Raw genomic sequence first — 22,662 nt, 5'->3', positions numbered from 1 at the left:
GGCCGGAGACGCGGTCGGAGGGGCGGGCCGGAGACGTAGGTGAGGCCGGTCAGCGCGGTGGGGACAACTCGCGGCGGTTGAGCTTCTCGCGGAGGCCCTCGGGCAGCAGCTCGCGGAGCTGCTCCGGCAGCAGCGGCAGGTCCAGCAGGCTCAGCTTGAGCTGGTTGCGCTCCTGGTAGCGGCGCGGGTCCAGACGGACGACGAGGCCGGCGTCGCGCCGGTAGCGCACCTGAACGGTCCCCTCCGTCGCGGCGTCCCGGATCACCACGCCGTCCACCTCCACCGCGACGGGCCCGGAGCCCTCCCGCAGATCGAGGCGGATCGTCTCGTGGGGGGAGAGCACCACCGAGCGGGAGATGCCGGCCATCGGCGCAGACGGGGTCACCACCACCGCGTCGGTGGCCGGGGAGATCAGCGGTCCGCCGGCGGCGTAGCTGTAGGCGGTCGAGCCGGTGGGGGTGCTGACCACCAGCGCGTCGCAGCGGTAGTACCCGTACTGCTGCCCGTCGACCGCGAGGGTGGCGTTGACGAAGCCGGCACCCGGCTGGCGGATCAGCGCGATGTCGTTGAACGCGACGAGGTCGTCGCCGCAGACGTCGCAGGCCAGGCAGCTGTGGCTCTCCACCGTGAAGTCGTGCGCGACCAGCCGGTCCAGCGCCGTCGGCAGCTCCGGCGGCTCCACCTCGACCAGGAAGCCGAGCTTGCCGACGTGCACGCCGAGCACCGGCTTCGGGTCGTGGACGGCCGAGCGCAACGCGCCGAGCATCGTCCCGTCCCCGCCGATGGCGATCAGCGCGTCCGACCGGACGGCCACCTCGCCCACCGGCAGCGGCTCGACCGTGGCGGGCACCCGGTGCCGGTCCTCCGCGCGTACGGCCAGGGACATCCGGTGCCGGGCGGCCCAGTTCACGATCGTGTCGACCACCGCGGAGACGTCCCGGGTGGGGTGCAACACCAGCCCGAGCCGGCTCCGATCCATGCCTACAGCTCACCACATCCGGGCGCGTCCGGACGGGCGTACGGGAAGGTGCGCCGGCGGGCCGGGACCCGTCTCGAAGAGGTCGGCGCGGGGGCGGCGCCCTCGGCGACCATCCGCGCGTCCTCCAGGAAGACCCCCGCGGGCTTCGCGTCACGTGTCAACGCCCCGGTCGTTCCTAGGGAAGGGGCGTAGGCCGGGAGGGCCCGATGCGCCGTGCCCGCGCGCAGGTGGCGCGTTGGGCGGAACCACGAGGAGGACCCTTGAAGATCGTCGTGACCGGTGGCGCCGGTTTCATCGGTTCCAACCTGGTACGCGCCCTCGCCGACGCGCCGCGGGTCAGTGAGATCGCGGTGGTGGACGACCTCTCCACCGGGTCACTGGACAACCTCCTCGACCTGCCCGCCCGGCTGTTCACCGGCACCATCCTCGATCCCGACCTGCTCGACGAGGCGGTGAGCGGGGCGGCCAGCGTCGTCCACCTGGGCGCCCTCGGCTCGGTGCCCCGCTCCATCGACGACCCGCTGCGCAGCCACCATGCCAACGCCACCGGCACTCTCAGCGTGCTGGAGGCGGTCCGGCGCCACCGGGTGCCGCACGTCGTGGTCGCCTCGTCCTCCTCGGTCTACGGCGCCAATCCCGTCCTGCCGCGGCAGGAGACCCTGCGACCGATGCCGGTGAGCCCGTACGCGGTCTCGAAGCTCGCGACCGAGGCATACGCGCTCGCCTACGCCTCCTGCTACGGCATCGACGTGCTGCCGTTCCGCTTCTTCAACGTCTACGGCCCCCGCCAGGCCGCCAACCACGCGTACGCCGCCGTGGTGCCGCGATTCGTCTCCGCGGCGCTGCAGGGCCGGCCGCTCCAGGTACACGGCGACGGTACCCAGACCCGCGACTTCACCTACGTCGGCAGCGTCACCGACGTGATCGTCGACGCGGTCCTGCGGCGTGTCTGCGCACCGGACGTGGTGAACCTCGCCTTCGGCGCGCGGATCTCGCTGCTGGAGTTGATCGCCGAGCTGGAAGAGGTGCTCGGCCGGCGGCTCGAGGTCGTGCACGGCCCACCGCGGGCCGGCGACGTGCGCGACTCCCAGGCCGACTGCTCCCAACTGCTGGAGCTGTTTCCCGCAGTGCGCCGGTACCCGCTCCGCGTCGGCTTGGCGGAGACCGTCGACTGGATGTCGGATCGTGTGCTCATCGAGCTGTGACACCGCTCCCGTCAGCTTCGGCAGATGGCAGCTCACGGGTCCGACGGGATCGGTGTGACGATGACAGGTGCAAGAACTTGGATCGCCTACGTGGGGCCGTTCCGGTTCCCCTGGGGTGAGCCCGGTTCGCGACGCGTCTTCGGCCTGGCCCGGTCGATGGCCATGACCGGCTCAGACGTCTATGTGGTCAGCGGTGAGAGCGGACCGACGACGCCGGTCGCGGTCAGCGAGCCTTCGGGTTCCGGCACCGTGTGGCATGTCGGCGCGGGGGAGAGGCCCGCCAGCGGCGCCAGCGCGGTGTCGAAAGCGGTCCAGCTGGTAGTCGGCCTCGGGGAGCGGACCGTGCGGTGGCTCGATCAGCAGCCCACTCGCCCATCCTGCGTCGTCGTCTACGGCGGTGGGGCGCAATACATGGTTCGGGTGGGGCGATGGTGCCGCCGGAACGGCGTCGCACTGGTCGCGGACGTCGTGGAGTGGTATGCCCCTCATCAGCTACCGGGTGGAGTGCTCGGCCCTCCCCACCTGAGTGCCAAGCTTGCGCTGCGATACTTCTATCGCCGTTGCCAGGGCGTCATCGCGATCAGTTCTCTTTTGGAGCGCCACTACCGGGGGCACGGATGCCATGTTCTGCGCGTGCCGCCGACGCTGGACGTTCTCGAGGTGAAGGCAGGCGGCCATACGGTCAGCGCCGAGGCCAACCCGCTCAATGTCGTGTACTTCGGAACACCGGGCCGCAAGGATCTGCTGACGCCGATCATCCGTGCGGCTGACGCGGTCGGCCGGACGACTCGGCTCACACTCTCCGTCTACGGGCCCTCGGTCGAGCAGGTCCGAAAGCTGCTCGGCGGCGCTGAAGTGCCGCCTTCTGTGCGAGTGCCCGGCCGAGTGCCACAGCAGGATGTCGAGGAAATTGTCCGGGAAGCAGATTTCAGCATCCTGATTCGGCCGTCGGAGAGGTTCACGCATGCCGGGTTCCCCACCAAGTTCGTCGAGAGCCTGGCCTGCGGAACTCCCGTGATCGCAAACCTCACGAGCGACATCGGGCAATACCTCAAGGACGGCCGGCAGGGCCTCGTCTGCGCCAACCACAGCAGTGCCGAACTCCAGCGGGTGTTGCGGCGGGCAGCCGCGCTTCCCCGTCATCAGCGGGAGGAGATGCGCCTGGCAGCGCGCGCCACTGCCGAGTCCTCCTTCGACTACCGAAGGTTCGCCGATCCGCTCGCCGCATTCCTCAGTTCCCTTCCCGGGCGGCGGCAGGCGCTGGGAGACGACCTCACATGACGACCATCGCCCACTCGGCGGCACGCCGAACCGGGTCTCCACAACAGCAGGGCGGCAACTGCTTCGATGTGCTCCGACTGCTGGCGGCACTCGCGGTCGTCGTCCAACACGCTGTGGAGCACACGGGCAGTAGTTTCCTCTGGTACGAAGCGGGCAGCGGTAGGTGGTTCGGCGACGGCGTCGCCGTCTTTTTCATCATCAGCGGCGGCTTGGTCTTCTCCTCAGCGCTCAGGTGCCAGCAGAGTGGCCGAGGTTGGGCCGAGTACTTCCGTAACCGCTTGCTGAGGGTCGCGCCGGCCATCCACGTCTATCTGCTGGTGACGACGGCGGTCCTCCTGCTCATCGGCGTCATAGGCGCTCGGTCACTGACCGACGTCCAATTCGCCGGCTGGTTCGGCAGCACCTTGTTGCTGGTGCCGGTCTACCATCCGCCCCTTTTCAGTGACTTTGGTACGGGGGTGATCAACGGTAGCCTCTGGACAATCCCGGCCGAAATCGGCTTCTACCTGATCGTCCCGGTGCTGGTGCTGCTGGCCGTCCGCCGCTCCTTCCGTGCGATGATGGGCAGCGCGGCACTCGCTGCCGCGGCAGGATGTGGCCTGTATGCCTGGTCGTTGAGCCTGGCCGGTGAGCACCGGGTCGCGCAGCTGCTCGGCGTCTCGGTTCTGCCCTGGTTCGGCTACTTTCTGCTCGGCGTCATGTGGTCGCGGCTGTGGATTCGGGCGCCTCGGTCGGGCGCGGTCGCGCTCGCCGCGCTCTGCGGATACCTGGTGCTCACCTGGGCACAGCACCTGACCGGCCCCTCGGGACGGGTCGTGCTCGGCATGCTGGCAGGCGTTCCTCTCTCGTACCTGGTGTTCTGGCTGGCTCATCGGGGCCCAGCCGCGCTCCACGGTCTCACCGCTCGTATCGGCGACCTGAGTTTCGGGGCCTACATCTGGCACATGCCCCTCGTCAACTTTTTCATCTGGGTTGGGCGCGATCACTGGCCGGTGCGAGGCACCGCTCTGGTCACCCTGATGCTCGCGCTTACCCTTGCCTGCGCGGCTGCCTCCTGGCACCTGGTGGAGAAGCCCGCCCTGCGATTCAAGCGTTACTCCGTCAGGGCAGCATGAGCGGGCGGTCGTGACCGACGCATCGAGCCTCATGCCGCGGATCGGTGGGTGACCCGTGCCCCTGTCCCGCGAGGAGGTCGCCGCACCCACGGTGCGGTCGGCGCCGCCGGCGACGATGGCGGACGTACTGCCCGCCCGTGACCGCCAACGACGTCTCCTCACCGGCATGGCGGCAACGGTGGTCTGTCGAGCAGTCGGCGTGGTGACCCCACTCGTGCTGATTCCGGTGATGCTGAAGGAACTCGGGCCGGATCTCTACGGACTGTGGGCCGCGATCGGCACGGTGACCGCGATGGCGGCCTTCGCCGACCTCGGTCTCGGCAACGGTCTGATGACCAAACTCGCACCCTGTTATGCGACGGGGGACATGGCTCGCGCCCGCCGTTACGTTTCGAGCGCCTATCTCCTGCTCACCGCCATCTCCGGCCTGGTCCTGCTGTGCCTGTGGTCGACCTCGCCCCTGGTTCCGTGGTCGGGGCTCCTCGGCGCCGACGGCGACACGGTTGGCATCGCGGCGGAGCCCTTCGTGCTCGCCTGCCTCACCGCCTTCGTCGTCAACGTGCCTCTCTCCTTGGTCGTTCGAGTGCAGTTCGCGTACCAGCAGGTGGCACAGAGCAACCTGTGGCAGGCATTCGGCGGGTTGACGACCCTGCCATTGGTGTTGCTCGCGGTGTACGTCGATCTGCCGCCCGTCGGCGTCGTGACGGCCAGCGTGGCGGGTCCGGTCCTGACGAACCTGCTCACCAGCTGGTGGGTGTACGGCCGTGCGCTGCCGCAACTACGGCCTGGACTGCGCGCGGCTGATCGGGCCGGGGCACGGGAACTGCTGGCCCTGGGAGGGCTGTTCCTGCTGCTGACGATCGTCATGTCCGTGGCGACCAACGCCGACGCCCTCGTGATCGCGCACGTGTTGCAGATGCGGGACGTCACCGACTTCGCGGTCGCTGCGCGGCTCTTTGCCCAACTGGGAATCCTGATCTCGCTGGTGAACGTCCCGCTCTGGTCGGCGAACGGGGATGCTCTCGCGCGAGGCGAACTGGGCTGGGTACGGCAGACGAATCGTCGGATGACGATCGTGTCGTCGAGCATCGGCGTCACCGTGGGAGCCGGCCTGGTGCTCGCCGGTGGCCCGCTGCTCGAAACATGGGTCGGCATCCGTCCTGCCGGGGGAGCGTGGCTGCTCGCCGGGCTCGCCGGCTGGTGGATGCTGCTGGCCGCGATGTCGCCGTGCTTCATGGTCCAGAACGCCGCTGGCGTCGTCCGTCCGCAACTGTGGGGTTGGACGTTATACCTGATCGTCTCGATTCCCCTCAAGTGGTACGCGGCCGGCAGGCACGGCGTGGCCGCCGTACCGATCACCGGCACCCTGGTCTACCTGCTGACGGTGGTTCCGGGGGCTCTGTACGGATACCGCGCGGTGTTCAAGACCCCTGCGGCACGAGCAAAGGAACATGATCGATGACGGACGCGACGCCGTACCCTCGCGTACTTGTGGTCGGCGCCGAACCCTTCGGGCGTACGACGGGGACCGGGATCACCCTGTCCAACCTCTTCGGCGGCTGGCCAGCGGATCGTCTGGCTCAGGTCCACATCTCGGCGACGGCGCCCTCGACCGATGTGTGCCGGCACTACTATGCGCTGGACCCACGTAGCGCACCGGTCGACTACCTGGTGCGGCGTCTGATTGCCAAGGCTTCCGCCGGTGGCGTCCCCGAGCCGGGCTCCGGCTCTGCCGCCCGGCCGTGGCAGGGGCGGCTGCGGCAGCACATGCGGACGATGGCGGATCTGAGCCCGCTCGTCGTTCCGCAGGAACTGCGTCGGTGGGCCCGCCGGTACCGGCCGGACGTGATCTACTCCGTGCTCGGCAGCGTTCGGGTCATGCGGCTGGCCTGTGGCCTCGCCCGGACCTGCGGAGTGCCGATCGTTCCGCACTTCATGGACGATTGGCCGAGCACGCTCTACGCGGACGGCGAGCTGTTCGATTTCGGCCGGCGGGCAGTGGAAGCGGGCCTTCGCAAGGCAATGCAACTCTCCCGATCGGGGCTGTGCATCAGCGCGCCCATGGCCGACGAGTACCGCCGTCGCTACCACATTCCCTTCGCCCCTTTCATGAACTGCGTGGACAGCGCTGCCTTCGACGGGTATCGCGAGGGCAACGGACCACCTGCCTCGGTGCCGGCCGAGGGCGGGGTCGAGTTCGTCTACGTCGGTGGCCTGCATCTGGGTCGCTGGGCCTCACTGGCCCGGATCGCATCTGCTCTGGAGCGGATCGGGCCGCCACGTCCGCCTGCGCGGCTGACGGTGTATGCGCCGGAGCGTGACCTAACGCGGTACGGGCACGTCTTCGCCGACCTGCCAGCGGTGCGCCTCGCGCGGTCGGTCGACAGCACGGAGGTGGTCCCGATCCTGCGAGGTGCGGATGTTCTCGTCCACGTCGAGTCCTTCGAGCCTGATCTCGCGCGGTACACCCGTCTGTCGCTCTCGACGAAACTGCCGCAGTACCTGGCGGCGGGCCGACCCGTCCTCGGGCACGGCCCGGCCGATCTCGCCTCGATGCGGCACATCGTGACGGCTGGCGCTGGACTGGTGGTAGGGGAACAGGACGTGGAGCAGTTGACGCGGCGGATCGAGCAACTGTGCGAAGACCCCCTGCTGCGGCAGCGGCTCGGGGACACCGGTCACTCCTACGCCAAGGTGCACCACTCACGACAGGAGGTAGCCGCAGAGTTCGCGTCCCATCTCGCTCGGGTAGCGGGCACGGCAGGGGAGGCGCGGTGGTGAACCGTCCGCTCCGGGTGGCGTTGGTTTCGCCGTTGCCGCCGCCGCAGGGGGGCATCGCACGATGGACCCGCATGATCGAAGGCGCCGCGCGGGACACCGACACCGTCGACATGGTCGTGGTGGACATCGCGCTCAGAGGTCGGTCGATCCATCAGACGTCGCTCTCCAGGCGGATTGCCGCAGGAGTCATCCAGGTCGCGCGGAGTTCGTGGTCGCTCGGCGGTGAGTTGGTGCGGCGACGGCCCGACGTCGTGCACGTCAACACTTCCGGGCACCTGGGTGCCGTCCGCGATCTCGTGCTGCTCCAGATGTCCCGGGCGTTCGGGGTGCCGTTCGTCTACCACATCCGGTTCGGCAGAGTGCCGCAGATTGCTGCAGGCGGTCGGAAGGAGTGGCGTCTGATGCGGCGGGTCATCGAGCGGGCCTCGGGGGTGGTGGTCCTCGACGACCACACAGAACGCGCGATCCGGAGGTACGCCGACCACGGTCTTCTCCTTCGCATTCCCAACTGCATCGATTTCTCGACGCTGCCGGAGTCGTCCGACCACGAGGCTCCGCGGAAGCGGGTGCTCTTCGCCGGGTGGGTAATCCCCGCCAAGGGCGTCGAGGACCTACTGGCCGCATGGTCAAGCATCGACACGGCGGGCTGGGAGTTGGCGATCGCCGGTCCCTGCGAGAGCAGCTATCTGCGCCGGATCCGACGGTCGGCAGACGAGCATGCCGTCAGTTTCCTTGGTGAGCTGGCAGGACAGGATCTGCTCGAACTCATGGCCAGGTGCGAGATCTTCGTGCTGCCGAGCCATTCGGAGGGCTTCCCCAACGTGATCATCGAGGCGATGGCGCTCGGACGGGCTGTGGTAGCCACAGATGTAGGGGCGGTGGCGGACATGCTGAGCGACGGCTGCGGCGTGGTGGTCCCGCCGCGTGAGCCGGATCGACTCGCTGCCGCGCTGGCGGCGGTGATGGGCGAGCCGGCCTGTCGTGTTCGGCTCGGTGAGCGGGCCAGGGCGAAGGCGGCTGGAGAATACGCGCTGCCTGTGGTCTTCGATCGGTACGAGGCGCTGTGGCGCCGGGTATCGGGGCAGGGCGATGGGGGTTGTCAGGTCGTCCGGCCGGCGACCGACGTGGCGGCCGGCCACCAGGCTTGATCGGATCTACGCCGACGGTGACGGCCGATTCTCGTTGCCTTGTGGCCGCTTGGTAGTACGGTCAGCAGCCCCAGGGTGAGCCAGGCGCCCAGAGCGACCTCCCAGTGCCCGGTCAGCCAGATGGGGAAGAAGGTCACGACGAACAGACCGGCTCGACGACCGGCGTGCGGAGAGTGCTTCGCATACGTGCCCAGCGCCAGCCCGAATACCGTCGCGTATCCCAGCAGACCCAGCAGACCGAGGTCGTTGCCAACCGTCAGCAGCAGGCTGTGGGCACCCACCCCGAAGGGGCTGATGATCGGGTAAGCGCCAGCGCCGACGCCCAGTATCAGGGAGTCTGACCATGTCGCCGCCGCGTCGGGCCAGATGAGCAACCGGCCCGACAGATCCCCTGTGGTCCTTTGCCCGAAGCTCGTGTCGAACCCGAGCAGGAGGTCCTGGCCCAAGCCGAGGGGAACGAGAGCCAGAAGCGTAGGGGCTCCGATGGCCGCAACCGCCAGCGCGACGCGGGGCAGGATCCTGCTCACGGCCAGGTAGACCGGCACGAGCACCAGAGCGACGAGGGCGCCCTTTGTGCCGTTGAGCAGTACGCCCCAGGCCAAGACCGGCAGGGGAGCGATCATCAGGAGCTTGGTGAGGCGGGGCTGCCTACGGATCGTGAGTATCAGCGAGGCCATCAGTGAGCCGGTCACCAGCGTGTACGCGGTGAAGTTGAAGTTGATTCCTTCCACCCCGAATCGAACAGTCAGGTCCAAGGCGTCGGCTCGCTGAGGAAGGTCACCGCTGATCGCCTGCCTGATGACGCCCCACGCACTGACGAGGCAGCCGGCCAGGTAGCAGGTGGCAACCGCGACCACCGACGAGATGCGAACAACCACGTGCCGAGCGGCGATGAACAGGAGGGCCGCGGAGGCGTAGTTCAGTGTCGCTCGGGCGGTGGCAGCACTGTCAGGGCTCCAGAGGGTGGTGGCGCCGGCCCACAGGGCAACTGCCAGGGCCATGACGTCGGGAGCCCGCAGGCGTGGCGAACGTCCGCTGAACACGAACGCGCCCACTATCAGCGCCGCGCAGACGACCGGATGGTCCTGCGACCACGCCGCCATGAATGCGGCTGCACACAAGAAAGCGACCCCGGGCAGTTCGCTGCCGCTGCGCGCTGTGCGCGAGGGCGCAGGGTCGTGCCGGCTGCGTTGAGAACCCCGCGTGCTGTCGGCCTCCACCGCTGTCGTGACTCCGAGCGGAATGGCCACACGGCACTCCTCTGCCCTGATCAGGGCGGCCCTCGTGCCGTCCCGTCACTCGCAAGCCCAGCGTCCGGCGAACCGGATGCTGGCGCACCAGTTCTACCAGCGCGACCGTCGCAAGGAGGGCATTTCCGGAAACCTGGGCTGGCGGATTGCCGGCCGCCAAGCCGTTGTGGCGTTACCGGCAGGCGGGTACCAGGCGGCCCGGCAGCATCTCCTCACCTCTGGTGGCGACCCGCGTCCCGACCTCGGTGCTTGGTGCGCTGAGCGCCGCCCGATGACGGACGCGGTCCAGGACGGACAGCGCGCACAACGAGACGAATGCGATCAGCGCCGGCCGGGTCTGACCAAGCTGATTGTTGGCCGGCACGAACACGATCAGCAGTGCGAGTTGGCAGAACAGGGCCATGGAGAGAATTCGTCTTTGCCGGATCGCCTCGAGCCAGAACTTCGCCAGGAACCATCCGATGAGCGCCATGAAGGCGACCGCTCCCGGATAGGTCAGGTCCGACGCGAGCCACGGGAAGATCGTCGACCAGTACATGCCGTCCGGCCAGCCGGTGGCCGCCTCCGTGCGGGCCGTGTACCGCTCGCTGTACCGCGGATCTATGTCGGTGTACTGATCGAGATAGCTACCGAGTGCTGGCGACGCGCCGACCCCCCGGGTCCACTTGAAGGGAACGCTGAGGTTGTGACTCAGTCCGAGGTAGCCATGGGTGGGATAGGAGAGGGTCACGGTCAGCCCTGCGGCCAGGTCGTCGCCCACCAACCGTGCCACCACCGGGTTTCCTGCTACGGCGACCCCTTGCCCGGTACTCCTGGCCCGGTCGATCTGGTTGAACGACATGTAGCCGACGAAGGCCAACATCATGGCCGCACACACCAACACGTGTCGCCATCTGCCCGTCCTGCCGACACGGCGGGAACGGCCCCGCCGGAGAGAGCGGTAGCCAAGGAGCAGAAGATAGCTGGCTGCCCACCAGACCAGCATGTCGCCCAGGCCCTTGAGGATCCCGATCGCCATGTAGTAGAGCGCGTAGGTCGCGACGCTGACCAGCACGTACAGCTGTAGTGGCCGACCCAGTCTGGCCCAGAAGCAGACCGCGAGGGGAATGAGCAGGGGATACAGCACCGCCAACAGCGTCAGCACCTGGACCGGCCGGGAGAATTGCCCTTCCTGCTGCAACTGGTGGAAGTACCGTTCGCCGGGGTGAGTCACGGCGTACAGCAACTCCGCCGGGCTGGAGACGCCGATGAGGCCGAGTTGGGCGATCCCCAGCAGGAGAACGTAGGTGGCGCAGATGGCTACCAGCGGACGGGGTACCCGTTCGGACGCCAGGGCCTGAACGGGTGCCGGCCGCCTGCCGCCTTGCTGTCGGACGTACGCGACGTAGCCCAGGCAGAGCGCGGTGACGGCGGCGAGGACGAAGAGCGTCAACCGCACCAGGTCGGGGCTCTCTGCCGCCCGCCCGAGGCTGAGGAAGAGGGCAAAGGTTCCCACCAGATAGCCGGTGGCGAGCTTGAGGGGAGCCCAGGCGCTGGTCGCACGCCGTGAGGTGATCCCGTTCGGGCCGGCACCGTCGCCGTCGCCTAGGGCGCGCCGCGGCTCGGCCCACCGCTTCGTTGGTATTCGCACCAAAAGGTTATAACAAGTAGTAATTGTCCATTTCCGAGTTTTCGGTCAATGCGAGGGCTGTCACCCGCCCGTCCTGGTGATGGCGCCTGCTGCCAGGCTCGACGCTGCCTGTTCGTCCCGTTTGGCCGTTTCCTGCGCTGACCCGGCTCGTTGCGGGAGGTGTGGCCGCCGCCCGTGAGCTGCGACGCGGCCGTCGCGATCCGCCAAACCAAGACGGGAAGCAACCAGTGACGTATTCGACGACCGGCCGCCGAGTCCTCATCACCGGCGGCACGGGTTCCTTCGGCAAGACGATGGTGCGCAGGCTCCTCGACCGCGGCGTCGGCGAGGTCCGGGTGCTCAGCCGCGACGAGGCCAAACAGGACGACATGCGCCGCGTTCTGGGCGACGACCGGGTCCGCTACCACGTCGGGGACGTGCGCGACTACGACTCGGTGCTGCGAGCCAGTCGCGGCATCGACTACATCTTCCACGCGGCGGCCCTGAAGCAGGTTCCGTCGTGCGAGTTCTTTCCGCTCGAGGCGGTGCGTACCAACGTCCTGGGCAGCGCCAACGTGGTCGAGGCGGCGGAGCGCAACGGGGTCGGGTCGGTGGTCGTGCTGAGCACCGACAAGGCCGTCTATCCGGTCAACGCGATGGGCATGAGCAAGGCCCTGATGGAGAAGGTGGCCCAGGCGCACGCCCGGAACAACCCGAACAGCGCCACCACCGTCTCCTGCGTCCGGTACGGCAACGTCATGTACTCGCGCGGCTCGGTGATCCCACTCTTCATCGAGCAGATCAAGGCGGGCCGGGCGCCCACGGTGACGGACCCGGGGATGACCCGGTTCCTGATGTCGCTGGCCGACTCGGTGGAACTCGTCGAGCACGCCTTCCAGCACGCCCGGCCCGGCGACATCTTCGTCCGCAAGGCCGCCGCCTGCACGATCGGCGACCTGGCCGAGGCGGTCTGCGAACTGTTCGACGTGCCCGCCAAGCTCGACGTGATCGGCGTACGGCACGGCGAGAAGCAGGACGAGACGCTGGCCAGCCGGGAGGAACTCGCCCAGGCCGACGACTTCGGTGACTTCCTCCGGGTGCCGCTGGACGCGCGCGACCTGAACTACGCGCTCTACGTGGAGGAGGGTGAGCTGGGCCAGGGGCCGACGGAGGACTTCAACTCCGCCAACGCGCCGCGGATGCGCGTACCGGAGATCGTCGAGCTGCTGAAGACGCTGCCGGAGGTCCGTGCGGAGCTCGCCCTGCGGGACCCGGTGCTGGCATGCTGAGGCTCGCGGTCACCGGAGCCGGCGGCTTTCTCGGCTGGCACGTGCGGGTGCTGCTGCGCGTCCTCGGCTGGCCCGAGCCGGTCGTCGTCACCCGGGCCGACCTGGCCGATCCCCAGCGGGTCGCGGCAAAGGTCGGCGGGGCCGACCGGGTGCTGCACCTGGCGGGGATCAACCGGGGCGAGCCGGCGGACGTGTCCGCCGGCAACGTGCAGCTCGCGGCCCAGCTCGCGCAGGGTCTCAAGCACTGCCCGACGCCGCCCGGGGCGGTGGTCTTCGCCAACTCGGTGCAGGCCGGCAACGGCACGCCCTACGGTGACGCGAAGGCCGCCGCCGCCGGCATCCTGGCCGACACGGGCCTGCCCGTCGACGACGTCCTGCTGCCGAACCTGTACGGGGAACACGGGCGGCCGTTCTACAACTCCGCGGTGGCGACCTTCTGCCGGCTGCTCGCCGAGGGTGGCCGGCCGGAGGTGCACGGCGACCGCGAGCTGAACCTGGTGCACGTCACCGACGCGGCGGCCCGGCTCGTGGGCGTTCCGGCCGGGCAGTCGTGGGATCCCGCCATGCCGGCGCTGCGGATCGGCGTGCGGGCCCTCGCCGACCGGCTCGCCGACGTGGCCGCCACCTACCGGACGGGCGAGATCCCGGCTCTGCTGGACCGGCACGACGTGCGGTTGTTCAACACGTACCGGTCGCACTGCTTCCCCGCGCACTATCCGCTGGCGCTGCCGCGCCGGGCCGACGCCCGGGGCGAGCTGGTCGAGACGGTCAAGGCGCACGGCGGAGGCGGCCAGACCTTCTGCTCCACCACCCGTCCCGGCATCACGCGGGGCGAGCACTTCCACCTGGCCAAGATGGAGCGGTTCGTCGTGCTGCACGGTTCGGCCGAGATCAGCCTGCGCAGGGTCGGCGACACCGAGGTGGTGCGTTTCCCCGTCTCCGGCGACGAGCCGGTGCTGGTGGACATGCCGACCATGTGGGTGCACAAACTGGTCAACACCGGCCCGGACGAGCTGGTCACCATGTTCTGGACGAACGAGGTGTTCGACCCGGGCCGGCCGGACACCTGGCCCGAACCGGTGGAAGCCCCCCGGGCGCAGCAGCCGGTGGCCGCCGCGTGAAGATCGGCCTGGTCAGCCAGTGGTATCCGCCGGAAGGGGTGTTCATCCCCGGCAACCTGGCTCGCCAGTTGGCGGAGCGGGGCCACGAGGTGCGGGTGCTCACCACCTTTCCGAGCTATCCGCACGGCCGCGTCTTCCCAGGCTGGCGGCAACGCTGGCGGCACATCGAGGCCGACGGCCCGGTCGCCGTCCGGCGGGTGCCCGCCTACCCCAGCCACGACACGTCCGCCGCCCGGCGCGCGCTGAGTCACCTCTCCTTCGGGGCCAGCAGCGCGCTGGGCGGCGTCCGTTGGTTCGCCGGTGCCGACGTCACCTACGTCTACCACCCGCCACCCACCTCGTTCGCCGCCGCGGCGATCGCCCGTGCGGCCCGGCGTACGCCGATCGTGCTCCACGTGCAGGACCTGTGGCCGGAGTCCGTGCTCGGGTCGGGCATGGCGCCGACCGGCCGGAGCGGCCGGGCGTTGCAGCGGGGGATCGCCGCGCTGATGCGCGCGACGTACCGCCTGGCCAGCGCCGTCGTGGTGATCTCGCCGGCGATGGCCGACCTGGTGGTGGCCCGCGGCGCGGATCCGGCCCGGGTCCGGGTGGTGTGGAACTGGACCGACGACGCGTTGTTCCGGCCGGTGCCGGCCACCGACGCGGCCCGCGCGGTGCTGGGCCACCGTGGCCGCTGCACGGTGATGTTCGCCGGCAACATCGGCCTGTTGCAGGGCATCGAGACCGCGATCAGAGCGGCGGCCGCCGCTCGCGACCGGGTCGACCTGGTGCTGGTCGGCTCCGGCGCCGGCGAGGAAGCCGCCCGGCGGCTCGCCGCCGACCTCGGCGCGGACAACGTCCGTTTCGTCGGCCGCCGCCCCGCCGAGCAGATGGCCGAGCTGTACGCCGCAGCGGACTGGCAGCTCGTCTGCCTGCGCGACCTGCCCGCGTTGCGCGGCAGCATCCCGTCGAAGCTGCAGGCCGCTCTCGCCTGCGGCACCCCGGTGATCGCCTCCGTGGGCGGCGACGCGGCGGCGCTGGTCCGCTCGGCCGGCGTCGGCCTGGTCGCCCCGCCGGGGGACTGGCGGGCGCTCGCCGCGCGGTTCTCCGTCGCGGCGGCCGAGTCCCCGGCGACACGGGCGGAGCTGGGTCTGCGGGCCCGGCGCGTCTACCAGGAGCGCATGTCGCTGCGGGTGGGCGTGGACCAGTTCGAGGACATCATGAGCAAGCTGGCAGCAGAGAGAGGACGGGCATGACCCGGATCATGACGGTGGTCGGCACCCGACCCGAGATCATCCGGTTGTCCCGGGTGATCGCCCGGCTCGACGACACGGTGGACCACCTGCTGGTGCACACCGGGCAGAACTGGGACAGCACGCTCTCCGACGTCTTCTTCAAGGAGCTACGGCTGCGCGAGCCGGACCGGTTCCTGCGGGTGGACACCTCGTCGCTCGGCCGCGTGCTGGGCGGCGTGCTGGTCGGCATGGAGGCGGCCATCGCCGAGACGCGGCCGGACGCGCTGCTCGTGCTCGGCGACACCAACAGCTGCATCGCCGCGCTGATGGCCCGGCGGATGCGGGTGCCGGTCTACCACATGGAGGCCGGCAACCGCTGCTTCGACCTGAACGTCCCGGAGGAGACGAACCGGCGGCTGGTGGACCACGTCGCCGACTTCAACCTGGTCTACACCGAGCACGCCCGGCGCAACCTGCTGGCCGAAGGGCTGCACCCGCGCCGGATCCTGCACACCGGCTCCCCGATGCGGGAGGTCCTGGAGCACTACCGGTCGGACGTCGCCGCGTCGGCGATCCTGCGGCAGCTCGACCTCGTACCCGGCCGGTACTTCGTGGTCAGCGCGCACCGCGAGGAGAACGTGGACCAGCCGTCCCGTCTCCAACGCCTGCTCGACTGCCTCCGGGCGGTCCGTGACCGGTGGGGGCGTCCGGTGCTGGTCTCGACGCACCCCCGCACCCGCAAGCGGCTGGAGGCGTTGGCGCCGGACTCCAGCGCCCTCGAAGGGATCGCCTTCCACGAGCCGTTCGGCCTCTTCGACTACGTGCACCTGCAGACCAGGGCCTACTGCACGCTCTCCGACAGCGGCACGATCAGCGAGGAGGCCGCGATCCTCGGTTTCCCCGCCGTGACGCTGCGCGAGTCGATCGAGCGTCCCGAGGCGTTGGACGCCGGCGGGATCATCATGACCGGACTCGACCCGCAGGGCGTGGTCGAGGCGGTCGAGGTCACCGTGGACCAGGTCGCCGCCCAGGGGGTGCCGTGCCCGGTCGACTACCGGGTCCCGGACACCTCCCGTCGGGTGGTCGACTTCATCCTCTCCACCGTCCGGCGGCACCACGACTGGGCGGGCATCCGCCGCTGAACCCGACGACAGGGCGGGAGGGCGCCGGCCACGTACGGCGCGAGGTCGCCTGCCGGGGCAACGGCCTCGCGCCTGCGCGTCCACCACCGCACGCGCGGACGCCGCCGGGCCGGCGGCGTCCGCGACGGGGGTCTCAGCGGGACAACGGCACCTGCACCGAGGCGGGGTGGACCGGTCCGGCCGGGTGGGCGCAGAGCAGGGCGAGCTGCGCGACGACCTTCTCCGGGTCGTCGTACGGGTCGAGGCCGCTGACCTCCATCGGGTCGAGGGCGGGCACCGTCACGTGCGAGACCAGCGGGTGCAGCGGCCGCGCGTCGGTCTCCCCGGTACCGAACAGGTCCTCGTGCAGCTTCTCGCCGGGCCGCAGGCCCGTGTAGACGATCGGCACGCTGCTGTCGGCCTGCTCGGCCATCTGCCGTGCCAGGTCGGCGATGCGGACCGGCTCGCCCATGTCCAGCACCAGCGCCTCTCCGTCGCGGCCGATCTCGGCGGCCTGGAGCACGAGGTGCACCGCCTCCTGGACCGTCATCAGGTAGCGGGTCACCTCCGGGTGGGTGACGGTGAGCGGCCGGCCCAGCTCGATCTGCCGTTGGAACGCCGTCACCACCGAACCGCGGCTGCTCAGCACATTGCCGAAGCGGACGCTGAGGAAGGTGCCGGGGAAGCGGGAGGCGGCATGCGCGGTCAGCCGCTCGGTGATCCGCTTCGAGTAACCGAGGACGCTGATCGGGTCGGCCGCCTTGTCGGTGGAGATGTTGACGAACCGCGCCACGTCCCGGCAGGCGTCGAGCACGGACAGCGTGCCCCACACGTTCGTCTTGACCGCCTCGCCGGGGTGCCGCTGGAGCAGCGTGAGGTGCTTCAGCGCGGCGGCGTGGAAGATGACCTCCGGGCGGCGCTCGCGGATGATCCGTCGGATCCCCTCGTCGTCGCGGAGGTCGGCGAGGATCAGCTCCGGGCCGTCCAACAGGGCCCGGCCGGCCAGCGACATCTGGAGGGCGTGCAGGGCCGACTCGTCGCGGTCGAGCATCATCAGCTCGCCCGGGTCGGCCTTCATGACCTGTCGGCACAGCTCCGAGCCGATGGAGCCGCCGGCGCCGGTGACCAGGATCCGTCGACCGGTGAGCCCGTTGGTGCTCAGCTGCATGTCGGCGACAACCTGCCGGCGTCCGAGCAGGTCACCGATCTGCACGTCGCGGACGTCGGTGACGGTGATCCGGTGGTCTACGAGGTCCCGGACGGGAGGCAGCACCTTGAACGCCGCCCCGGTCTGCAGCGTGGCCTCCCGGATCTGCCGGATCAGCGCGGCATCGGCGTTCGCGACGGAGAAGATCACCGTCGTCGCGCCGGTACGCCGGACGGCCTCCGCCACGTCCCGGCGGCCGCCGAGCACGCGTACCCCGCCGATGCGCAGGTCCCGCTTGTCGGGGTCGTCATCGAGGGCGCCCACGGGCCGGTACCGTCCGCGTGGGTCGCTGAGCATGGCCCGCAGCAGCCCCTGCCCGGCGTCGCCGAGCCCGAACAGCAGCACTGGGTTGGAGGATCGGACGTCCGGTCGCATGGCGAGGTCGCGGTGGTGCCGGTAGGTGAACCGGGCGGTGAGCATGAACAGCAGCGCCAGGGCGCCCCCGACCAGCGGCGCGCTCGCCGGCACGGGCCGTACGCCGGCCGGGAGCAGCCCGACCAGCAGGATCGCGGCGGTGGTGGCCGCGGTGCCGGCGACCCCCTGCACCTCTTGGAGGCTGCCCAGGGGATGGCGTCCGGAGTAGATCCGGCGTACCGCCGCAACGGCCACGTGCACGACGGCGGCGAGGACGCCGCAGGCGGCGGCGCGCGCGAGTTGGTCGGGCGTCAAGTCGAACTCGTAGCGGAACCAGACCGCGGCGACGAACCCGCCGATCCAGGCGGCGCTGTCGGTGGCGAGAAATCCGATGGTGCGGTGGCGCGCCCTGGCCCGGTGCGACCCCTGCTCGCTGAGTCGGGTGGTCTCTATCTCCGGCGGCATGTGTGCTCCCCTGTCCGTCTCCGACCGCTTCCGCCGAGGGGCGGAAGGAGCTTTGGGCTCACCTAGTTGATACATGCACGAAAGCGGTGTTTGGGAGCTTTCAGGTTTGATGACCGAATTTTGATCCGAGGGGCCGAGGTCGTGTCGGGTCAACGGGCGGGCACACCCTTGACGACGACGCCGTCCGGCACGTCCCGCACCACGCAGGCGCCCGCGCCGACCGTGCTGTCCCGCCCCACCCGAAGGCCCTGCAACACGGCCGCCGTCGTCCCGACGAGCACCCCCTCCGCGAGGTGGCAGTCGCCGGAGACGGCGGCGAGCGGGTTGACGGACACGAAGTCGGCGAGGGTGCAGTCGTGCCCGACGGTGGCGTTCTGGTTGAGGTGCACGTGCCGGCCCGCGGTGACGTTCGTGGTGACGCGGGCCCCGGCGAAGGCGACGAAGCCGGGGCCGTGCACGGTGTCCGGCCCGATCGTCGCCGCGGGATGCACCAGGCTCGCCGCCGGCACGCGGTACGCGTCGACGCGCATCGCGACGGCGCGCCGGACGCGCGGGTCGCCGATGCCGACGACGTGGTGCGTGTCCGGGGGCGCGTCGCGCAGCCAGGCGAGCCCGCCGAGGTAGGCGACGTCGAGCCGCTGCACCCGCTTCAGGTTCTCCTCCGACGGGCGGTCGTCGACGAACCCGAGGAGGCGCCAGCGGGGCCGACCGGCCGCGACGTCCATCGCCCGGGCGATCGCCAGGACCTCCCGACCGTGACCGCCGCAGCCGACGACCACCAGGGGGATCGTCACGCCGTCGACGCTCCCGTCCGCGCCGTCAGGAACTCGTCCACGGCGGCGAGGACGCGGCCGATCTCCGCCTCGTTCAGCACGCTGCCGCTGGGCAGGGCCAGCCCGTCCGCGAACAGCTGCTCGGCCACGCCGGTGACGAGGCGCTCGGCGTCGGCGTACGCCGGTTGCAGGTGCATCGGCTTCCAGACCGGGCGGGTCTCGATGTCCCGCGCGGCCAGGTGCGCCGCCAGGTCGGCGGCCGGCCAGCCGGACCGCTCCGGGTCGACCACGATGGTCGTCAGCCAGCAGTTGGACCCCGTGTCCTCCGTGCCGAGGAGCCGCACGCCGGGGATCGGGGCGAAGAGCTTGGCGTACCGGTCGCGAAGCTGCCGCCGCCGGGCGATCATCCCGTCCAGCCTGACGAGTTGGGCGCGGCCCAGCGCGGCGAGCAGGTTGCTCAGCCGGTAGTTGTAGCCCGTCTCGCGGTGCTCGTAGTGCGGCGTCGGTTCGCGGGCCTGGGTCGACAGGTGCCGGGCCCGGACCAGCAGGGCCGCGTCGTCGGAGACGAGCATCCCGCCGCCCGAGGTGGTCATGATCTTGTTGCCGTTGAAGGAGAGGATGCCCGCCTGCCCGAAGGAACCGGCGGGCCGGCCGTGATGGGTCGCGCCGAGGGCCTCGGCGGCGTCCTCGACAATCGGGACGCCGGCCGAGGCGCAGACCGGCACCAGCTCGGTGTAGTCGACGCAGCTGCCGAAGAGGTCGACCGGGACGACCGCGCCGACGCGCTCGCCACGGGACGTCAGGCGCCGGATCAGGTCCGCCACGAGGGCGACGTCGACGTTGCCGGTCTGCGGGTCGCAGTCGACGAAGACCGGCCGGGCGCCGGTGTACCGGACCGCGTTCGCGGTGGCCACGAAGGTCAGCGTCGGAACGATGACGACGTCGTCGGGCCGGACCCCCACCCCCAGCAGTGCCAGGTGGAGACCTGCCGTGCCGGAGCTGACCGCCACGGCCCCCCGGGTGCCCACCCGCGCAGCGACCTCGCGTTCGAACGCGTCGAGGTCCGGCCCCACCGGCGCCACCCAGCCCGAACGCAGGGCGGCGATCAGGTACGACTCTTCCAGCGGCCCCACGTCGGGCGAGGAGAGGTGGATGGTCCGGCTCATCGGTTACCTCCCGCAGGGACGGCAGCGCCGGCCTCCGGCCGCACCCCGGACGGGACCAGCGAAGGCGTACCGAGGAACTCCGGTGCGGTGGCGGAGCCGTTCGCGGAGATCCCTTCGCGGCGCAGCACCGTGCGCACGGTCGCGGCGAGGATCGACAAATCCAGGCGCAGGCTGCGGTTGTCGACGTACCAGACGTCGAGGTCGAGCTTCTCCTCCCAGCTCAGACTGTTGCGTCCCCGCACCTGGGCCAGCCCGGTGACGCCCGGCCTGACCTCGTGCCGCCGGGCCTGCGTCGGGGAGTAGCGCGGCAGGTACGTGGTGAGCAGAGGACGGGGACCGACGAGGCTCATGTCGCCGCGCAGGACGTTCCAGAGCGTCGGCAGCTCGTCCAGGCTGGTGGAACGCAGGAAGCGCCCCAGCGGCGTCAGGCGGTCCCCGTCCCGCAGCAGTCCTCGGCCCGGGTCGGGCGGCAGCATGGTGCGGAACTTGACCAGCTCGAACACGTCGCCGTGCCGCCCGGCGCGGGGCTGCCGGAACAGCACCGGCCGGCCGAGCCCCACCGCCACCAGGACCGCCACCAGGAGCATCAGGGGCGCGCTGAGCACCAGCAGCACCACGGCCGCCGCCACGTCGATTCCTCGCTTGAGGCCGTCCGGCCGGGCCCGCCCCGCCATACTCCCGCGAGCGTTCATGGAACCAGGCACGGCGTCGACCTCCAAGAAGAACCAGTCACGATGCGACAAACAGGTTGTAGCAGGTATTAACGGGTCGTCAGGGCGAAATCGAGACGTGCGCCGCCGATCCCGACAGGTCAAACCGCTGAAGGGCCCGTCAGGACGCGGCCCGGCTGCCAAGACGTGGCGTTTGGCCCGCCGCGATCGGCAGTAGAGTGCTCGACGGCCGAGAGCGAGGGGGAGGGCCGTGCTGCACCTGAGGGTGATCGCTCCACCGGACCAGTCCGCGGCGGTCGCCGACCTGCTGGCCGCCGACCCCGGGGTGACCCACCTGGCCGTGCTCGCCGGCGCGGCCCGCCAGCCCGCGGGCGACCTCATCCTCTGCGACGTGGTCCGGGAGAGCGCCGACAGCGTGCTGCGCGACCTGCGGCAGCTCGGCGTGGAGGCACGGGGCGCCATCGCGGCCGACGACGTGGAGCTGACCATCTCCTCGGCGGCGGACCGGGCGGCCCGGACCGCCCCGGGCAGCGGCGCGGACGCGGTGGTCTGGGACGAGATCGCCGCCAAGACCGGCGAGCAGACCGAGCTGTCCGCCACCTACCTCGTGCTGATCACCGTCGCCACCATGCTCGCCGGCATCGGCGTCCTGCTCGACCAGCCGATCCTCATCGTCGGGGCGATGGTCGTCGGGCCGGAGTTCGGTCCCCTGGCCGCGCTCTGCGTGGCGCTGCTGCGCCGCCGGGTGTCGGTCATCGCCCGGTCGGTGCAGGCCCTGGTGGTCGGTTTCCTCGCCGCCATGGTGGCCACCGTGCTCAGCACCTGGGCGCTGACCGCCGCCGGCCTGGTCGACCGCGGGATGCTGCTGGCCGATCGCCCGCTGACCGACTTCATCTGGCGGCCGGACGCGCTCTCCTGGGTGGTCGGTCTGCTCGCCGGCGTGGCCGGCATGCTCTCGCTGACCTCGAAGAAGTCCGGCAGCCTGGTCGGCGTGCTGATCTCGGTGACCACGGTGCCGGCCGCCGCGAACGTGGCCGTCGCCGCCGCGTACGGCGTCTGGCACGAGGCGGCCGGTTCGGCCCTCCAGTTGGTGATCAACCTCTGCGCGATCGTGCTCGCCGGCCTGGTCACGCTGGTGGTGCAGCAGTCGTGGTGGTACCTGGCCCGACGCCGCCCCGGGCTCGCCCGCCGCTGACCCCGGTCAGGGCCCGTCGTCGCCGTCGAGCCGGCGGGCGAGCAGGGTGCGCAGCGGGATCGACTCGCCGTCGCGGCCGCCCGCGCCGACGACCAGGGGCGGCGGGCTGGGCTGCGGCTCGGCCCCGAGCAGCCGGGCACGCAGCCCGCCCGGCACGGTCAGCAGGTGGAACCGCCCGGCCACGTCGACCGCCCGGGTCCGGGCCCGGTCGACGTACCAGCCGCGCAGCCGCGTCCGGTAGCGGCCGCGACCGTCGTAGGCCCGGGCGGCGAGCCGCTCCGTGGGCAGCCCGCGCCGGGTCGCCTCGGCGACGAACCAGGCGACGAGTTCCGCCGCCTCGGCCTGCTCGGCCGCCCGGCGGCGTTCGTCGGCCGCCGCGTGCGCCCGCACCGCCCGCTGCTGCCGCTCCCGCCACTCCCGGCCGTCGCCCTCGTCCATGACCGCGACGGTACGCCCCGCCGCCCGCCACCTGAAAGCACCCGGCCCGGGTCCCACCCGCCGCTCCGGCGAGACAACGGCCGGTCGAGGGGTGGCCGCCTGTGGCTGGCCAACCCCGGTCGAGGTGCGGTCGCCCGTGGCCGATCAACTGGCCGGTCATCGGGCGGTCATCGGGCGGTCATCGGGCGGTCATCGGGCGGTTGAGGGCGGTCGCCTGTGGCCGGTCAACGGCCGGTCATCGGGCGGTCGAGGGGCGGCCGCTGCGTGGGGGCGGCGGTGG

20 protein-coding genes are annotated in these 22,662 nt (G+C 70.8%); 11 read left to right on the top strand and 9 right to left on the bottom strand.

Annotated elements, in window-relative coordinates; genetic code table 11:
- Positions 1–49: 49 nt before the first annotated feature.
- Both ACSNOB_RS25940 and ACSNOB_RS25935 read right to left on the bottom strand, forming a co-directional pair.
- On the bottom strand, positions 50–979 hold the full coding sequence (locus ACSNOB_RS25940; protein ID WP_436689213.1) for an NAD(+)/NADH kinase: 930 nt from the start codon (positions 977–979) through the stop codon (positions 50–52).
- 2 nt (positions 980–981) lie between these two features.
- On the bottom strand, positions 982–1,140 hold the full coding sequence (locus ACSNOB_RS25935) for a hypothetical protein (RefSeq protein ID WP_436689211.1): 159 nt from the start codon (positions 1,138–1,140) through the stop codon (positions 982–984).
- A 99-nt stretch (positions 1,141–1,239) separates the two neighbouring features.
- Between ACSNOB_RS25935 and ACSNOB_RS25930 the strand changes: the two genes are divergently transcribed.
- From ACSNOB_RS25930 to ACSNOB_RS25905, 6 genes are all read left to right on the top strand, one after another.
- Positions 1,240–2,184, top strand: a complete 945-nt coding sequence (locus tag ACSNOB_RS25930) for an NAD-dependent epimerase/dehydratase family protein (protein ID WP_436689209.1) — start codon at positions 1,240–1,242, stop codon at positions 2,182–2,184.
- A 24-nt stretch (positions 2,185–2,208) separates the two neighbouring features.
- Entirely contained in the window at positions 2,209–3,465 is a 1,257-nt protein-coding gene (locus ACSNOB_RS25925; protein ID WP_436689207.1) for a glycosyltransferase, read from the top strand.
- Positions 3,462–4,580: an acyltransferase family protein gene (locus ACSNOB_RS25920; protein ID WP_436689205.1), complete on the top strand. Its 1,119-nt coding sequence runs from the start codon at positions 3,462–3,464 to the stop codon at positions 4,578–4,580. Before ACSNOB_RS25925 ends, ACSNOB_RS25920 begins: the two co-directional genes overlap by 4 nt.
- Before the next feature lie 55 nt (positions 4,581–4,635).
- On the top strand, positions 4,636–6,042 hold the full coding sequence (locus ACSNOB_RS25915) for a lipopolysaccharide biosynthesis protein (protein WP_436689203.1): 1,407 nt from the start codon (positions 4,636–4,638) through the stop codon (positions 6,040–6,042).
- Positions 6,039–7,361 (top strand): glycosyltransferase, encoded by a 1,323-nt coding sequence (locus tag ACSNOB_RS25910; protein ID WP_436689201.1) that lies wholly within the window; start codon positions 6,039–6,041, stop codon positions 7,359–7,361. Before ACSNOB_RS25915 ends, ACSNOB_RS25910 begins: the two co-directional genes overlap by 4 nt.
- Before the next feature lie 71 nt (positions 7,362–7,432).
- Positions 7,433–8,509: a glycosyltransferase family 4 protein gene (locus ACSNOB_RS25905; RefSeq protein WP_436689199.1), complete on the top strand. Its 1,077-nt coding sequence runs from the start codon at positions 7,433–7,435 to the stop codon at positions 8,507–8,509.
- Here the strand turns inward: ACSNOB_RS25905 and ACSNOB_RS25900 are convergent.
- Entirely contained in the window at positions 8,461–9,759 is a 1,299-nt protein-coding gene (locus ACSNOB_RS25900; protein ID WP_436689197.1) for an O-antigen ligase family protein, read from the bottom strand. The two genes, ACSNOB_RS25905 and ACSNOB_RS25900, sit on opposite strands and share 49 nt — an antisense overlap.
- Positions 9,760–9,931: 172 nt before the next feature.
- Positions 9,932–11,389 (bottom strand): hypothetical protein, encoded by a 1,458-nt coding sequence (locus ACSNOB_RS25895; RefSeq protein WP_436689195.1) that lies wholly within the window; start codon positions 11,387–11,389, stop codon positions 9,932–9,934.
- Positions 11,390–11,616: 227 nt separating this feature from the next.
- Between ACSNOB_RS25895 and ACSNOB_RS25890 the strand changes: the two genes are divergently transcribed.
- Genes ACSNOB_RS25890 through wecB form a run of 4 tightly spaced genes read left to right on the top strand, consistent with a single transcriptional unit; the run spans position 11,617 to position 16,134 of the window.
- Complete coding sequence (locus tag ACSNOB_RS25890; RefSeq protein ID WP_436689193.1) at positions 11,617–12,657, top strand: polysaccharide biosynthesis protein; 1,041 nt, start codon at positions 11,617–11,619, stop codon at positions 12,655–12,657.
- The gene (locus ACSNOB_RS25885) at positions 12,651–13,778 is read left to right on the top strand and encodes a polysaccharide biosynthesis C-terminal domain-containing protein (RefSeq protein ID WP_436689191.1); all 1,128 of its coding nucleotides are present in this window, start codon (positions 12,651–12,653) and stop codon (positions 13,776–13,778) included. The genes ACSNOB_RS25890 and ACSNOB_RS25885 overlap by 7 nt, the downstream gene beginning before the upstream one ends.
- Positions 13,775–15,013: a glycosyltransferase family 4 protein gene (locus ACSNOB_RS25880; protein WP_436689189.1), complete on the top strand. Its 1,239-nt coding sequence runs from the start codon at positions 13,775–13,777 to the stop codon at positions 15,011–15,013. The genes ACSNOB_RS25885 and ACSNOB_RS25880 overlap by 4 nt, the downstream gene beginning before the upstream one ends.
- Positions 15,010–16,134, top strand: coding sequence for a non-hydrolyzing UDP-N-acetylglucosamine 2-epimerase (wecB, locus tag ACSNOB_RS25875; protein ID WP_436689187.1), 1,125 nt, complete (start codon positions 15,010–15,012; stop codon positions 16,132–16,134). The genes ACSNOB_RS25880 and wecB overlap by 4 nt, the downstream gene beginning before the upstream one ends.
- A gap of 133 nt (positions 16,135–16,267) precedes the next feature.
- Here wecB and ACSNOB_RS25870 read toward each other — a convergent pair whose 3' ends face one another.
- From ACSNOB_RS25870 to ACSNOB_RS25855, 4 genes are all read right to left on the bottom strand, one after another.
- On the bottom strand, positions 16,268–18,139 hold the full coding sequence (locus tag ACSNOB_RS25870; protein ID WP_436689185.1) for a polysaccharide biosynthesis protein: 1,872 nt from the start codon (positions 18,137–18,139) through the stop codon (positions 16,268–16,270).
- Between the two features lie 149 nt (positions 18,140–18,288).
- On the bottom strand, positions 18,289–18,933 hold the full coding sequence (locus ACSNOB_RS25865; RefSeq protein WP_436689183.1) for an acetyltransferase: 645 nt from the start codon (positions 18,931–18,933) through the stop codon (positions 18,289–18,291).
- The gene (locus tag ACSNOB_RS25860) at positions 18,930–20,078 is read right to left on the bottom strand and encodes an aminotransferase class I/II-fold pyridoxal phosphate-dependent enzyme (protein WP_436689181.1); all 1,149 of its coding nucleotides are present in this window, start codon (positions 20,076–20,078) and stop codon (positions 18,930–18,932) included. The genes ACSNOB_RS25865 and ACSNOB_RS25860 overlap by 4 nt, the downstream gene beginning before the upstream one ends.
- Positions 20,075–20,752 carry a sugar transferase gene (locus ACSNOB_RS25855; protein WP_436689215.1) on the bottom strand — a complete coding sequence of 226 codons (678 nt, stop codon included), beginning with the start codon at positions 20,750–20,752 and terminating at the stop codon, positions 20,075–20,077. The genes ACSNOB_RS25860 and ACSNOB_RS25855 overlap by 4 nt, the downstream gene beginning before the upstream one ends.
- 247 nt (positions 20,753–20,999) lie before the next feature.
- Between ACSNOB_RS25855 and ACSNOB_RS25850 the strand changes: the two genes are divergently transcribed.
- Complete coding sequence (locus ACSNOB_RS25850; protein WP_393110130.1) at positions 21,000–21,944, top strand: DUF389 domain-containing protein; 945 nt, start codon at positions 21,000–21,002, stop codon at positions 21,942–21,944.
- Positions 21,945–21,950: 6 nt separating this feature from the next.
- Here the strand turns inward: ACSNOB_RS25850 and ACSNOB_RS25845 are convergent, their stop codons facing one another.
- Positions 21,951–22,382: a hypothetical protein gene (locus ACSNOB_RS25845; RefSeq protein ID WP_436689178.1), complete on the bottom strand. Its 432-nt coding sequence runs from the start codon at positions 22,380–22,382 to the stop codon at positions 21,951–21,953.
- Between the last annotated feature and the right edge of the window lie 280 nt (positions 22,383–22,662).

Origin of the sequence: Micromonospora sp. URMC 106 (assembly GCF_051386395.1) — a bacterium.
Classification (GTDB): domain Bacteria; phylum Actinomycetota; class Actinomycetes; order Mycobacteriales; family Micromonosporaceae; genus Micromonospora.
The sequence above is the reverse complement of the archived record's forward strand: the minus strand, read 5'-3'. Positions and strand labels throughout refer to the sequence as shown.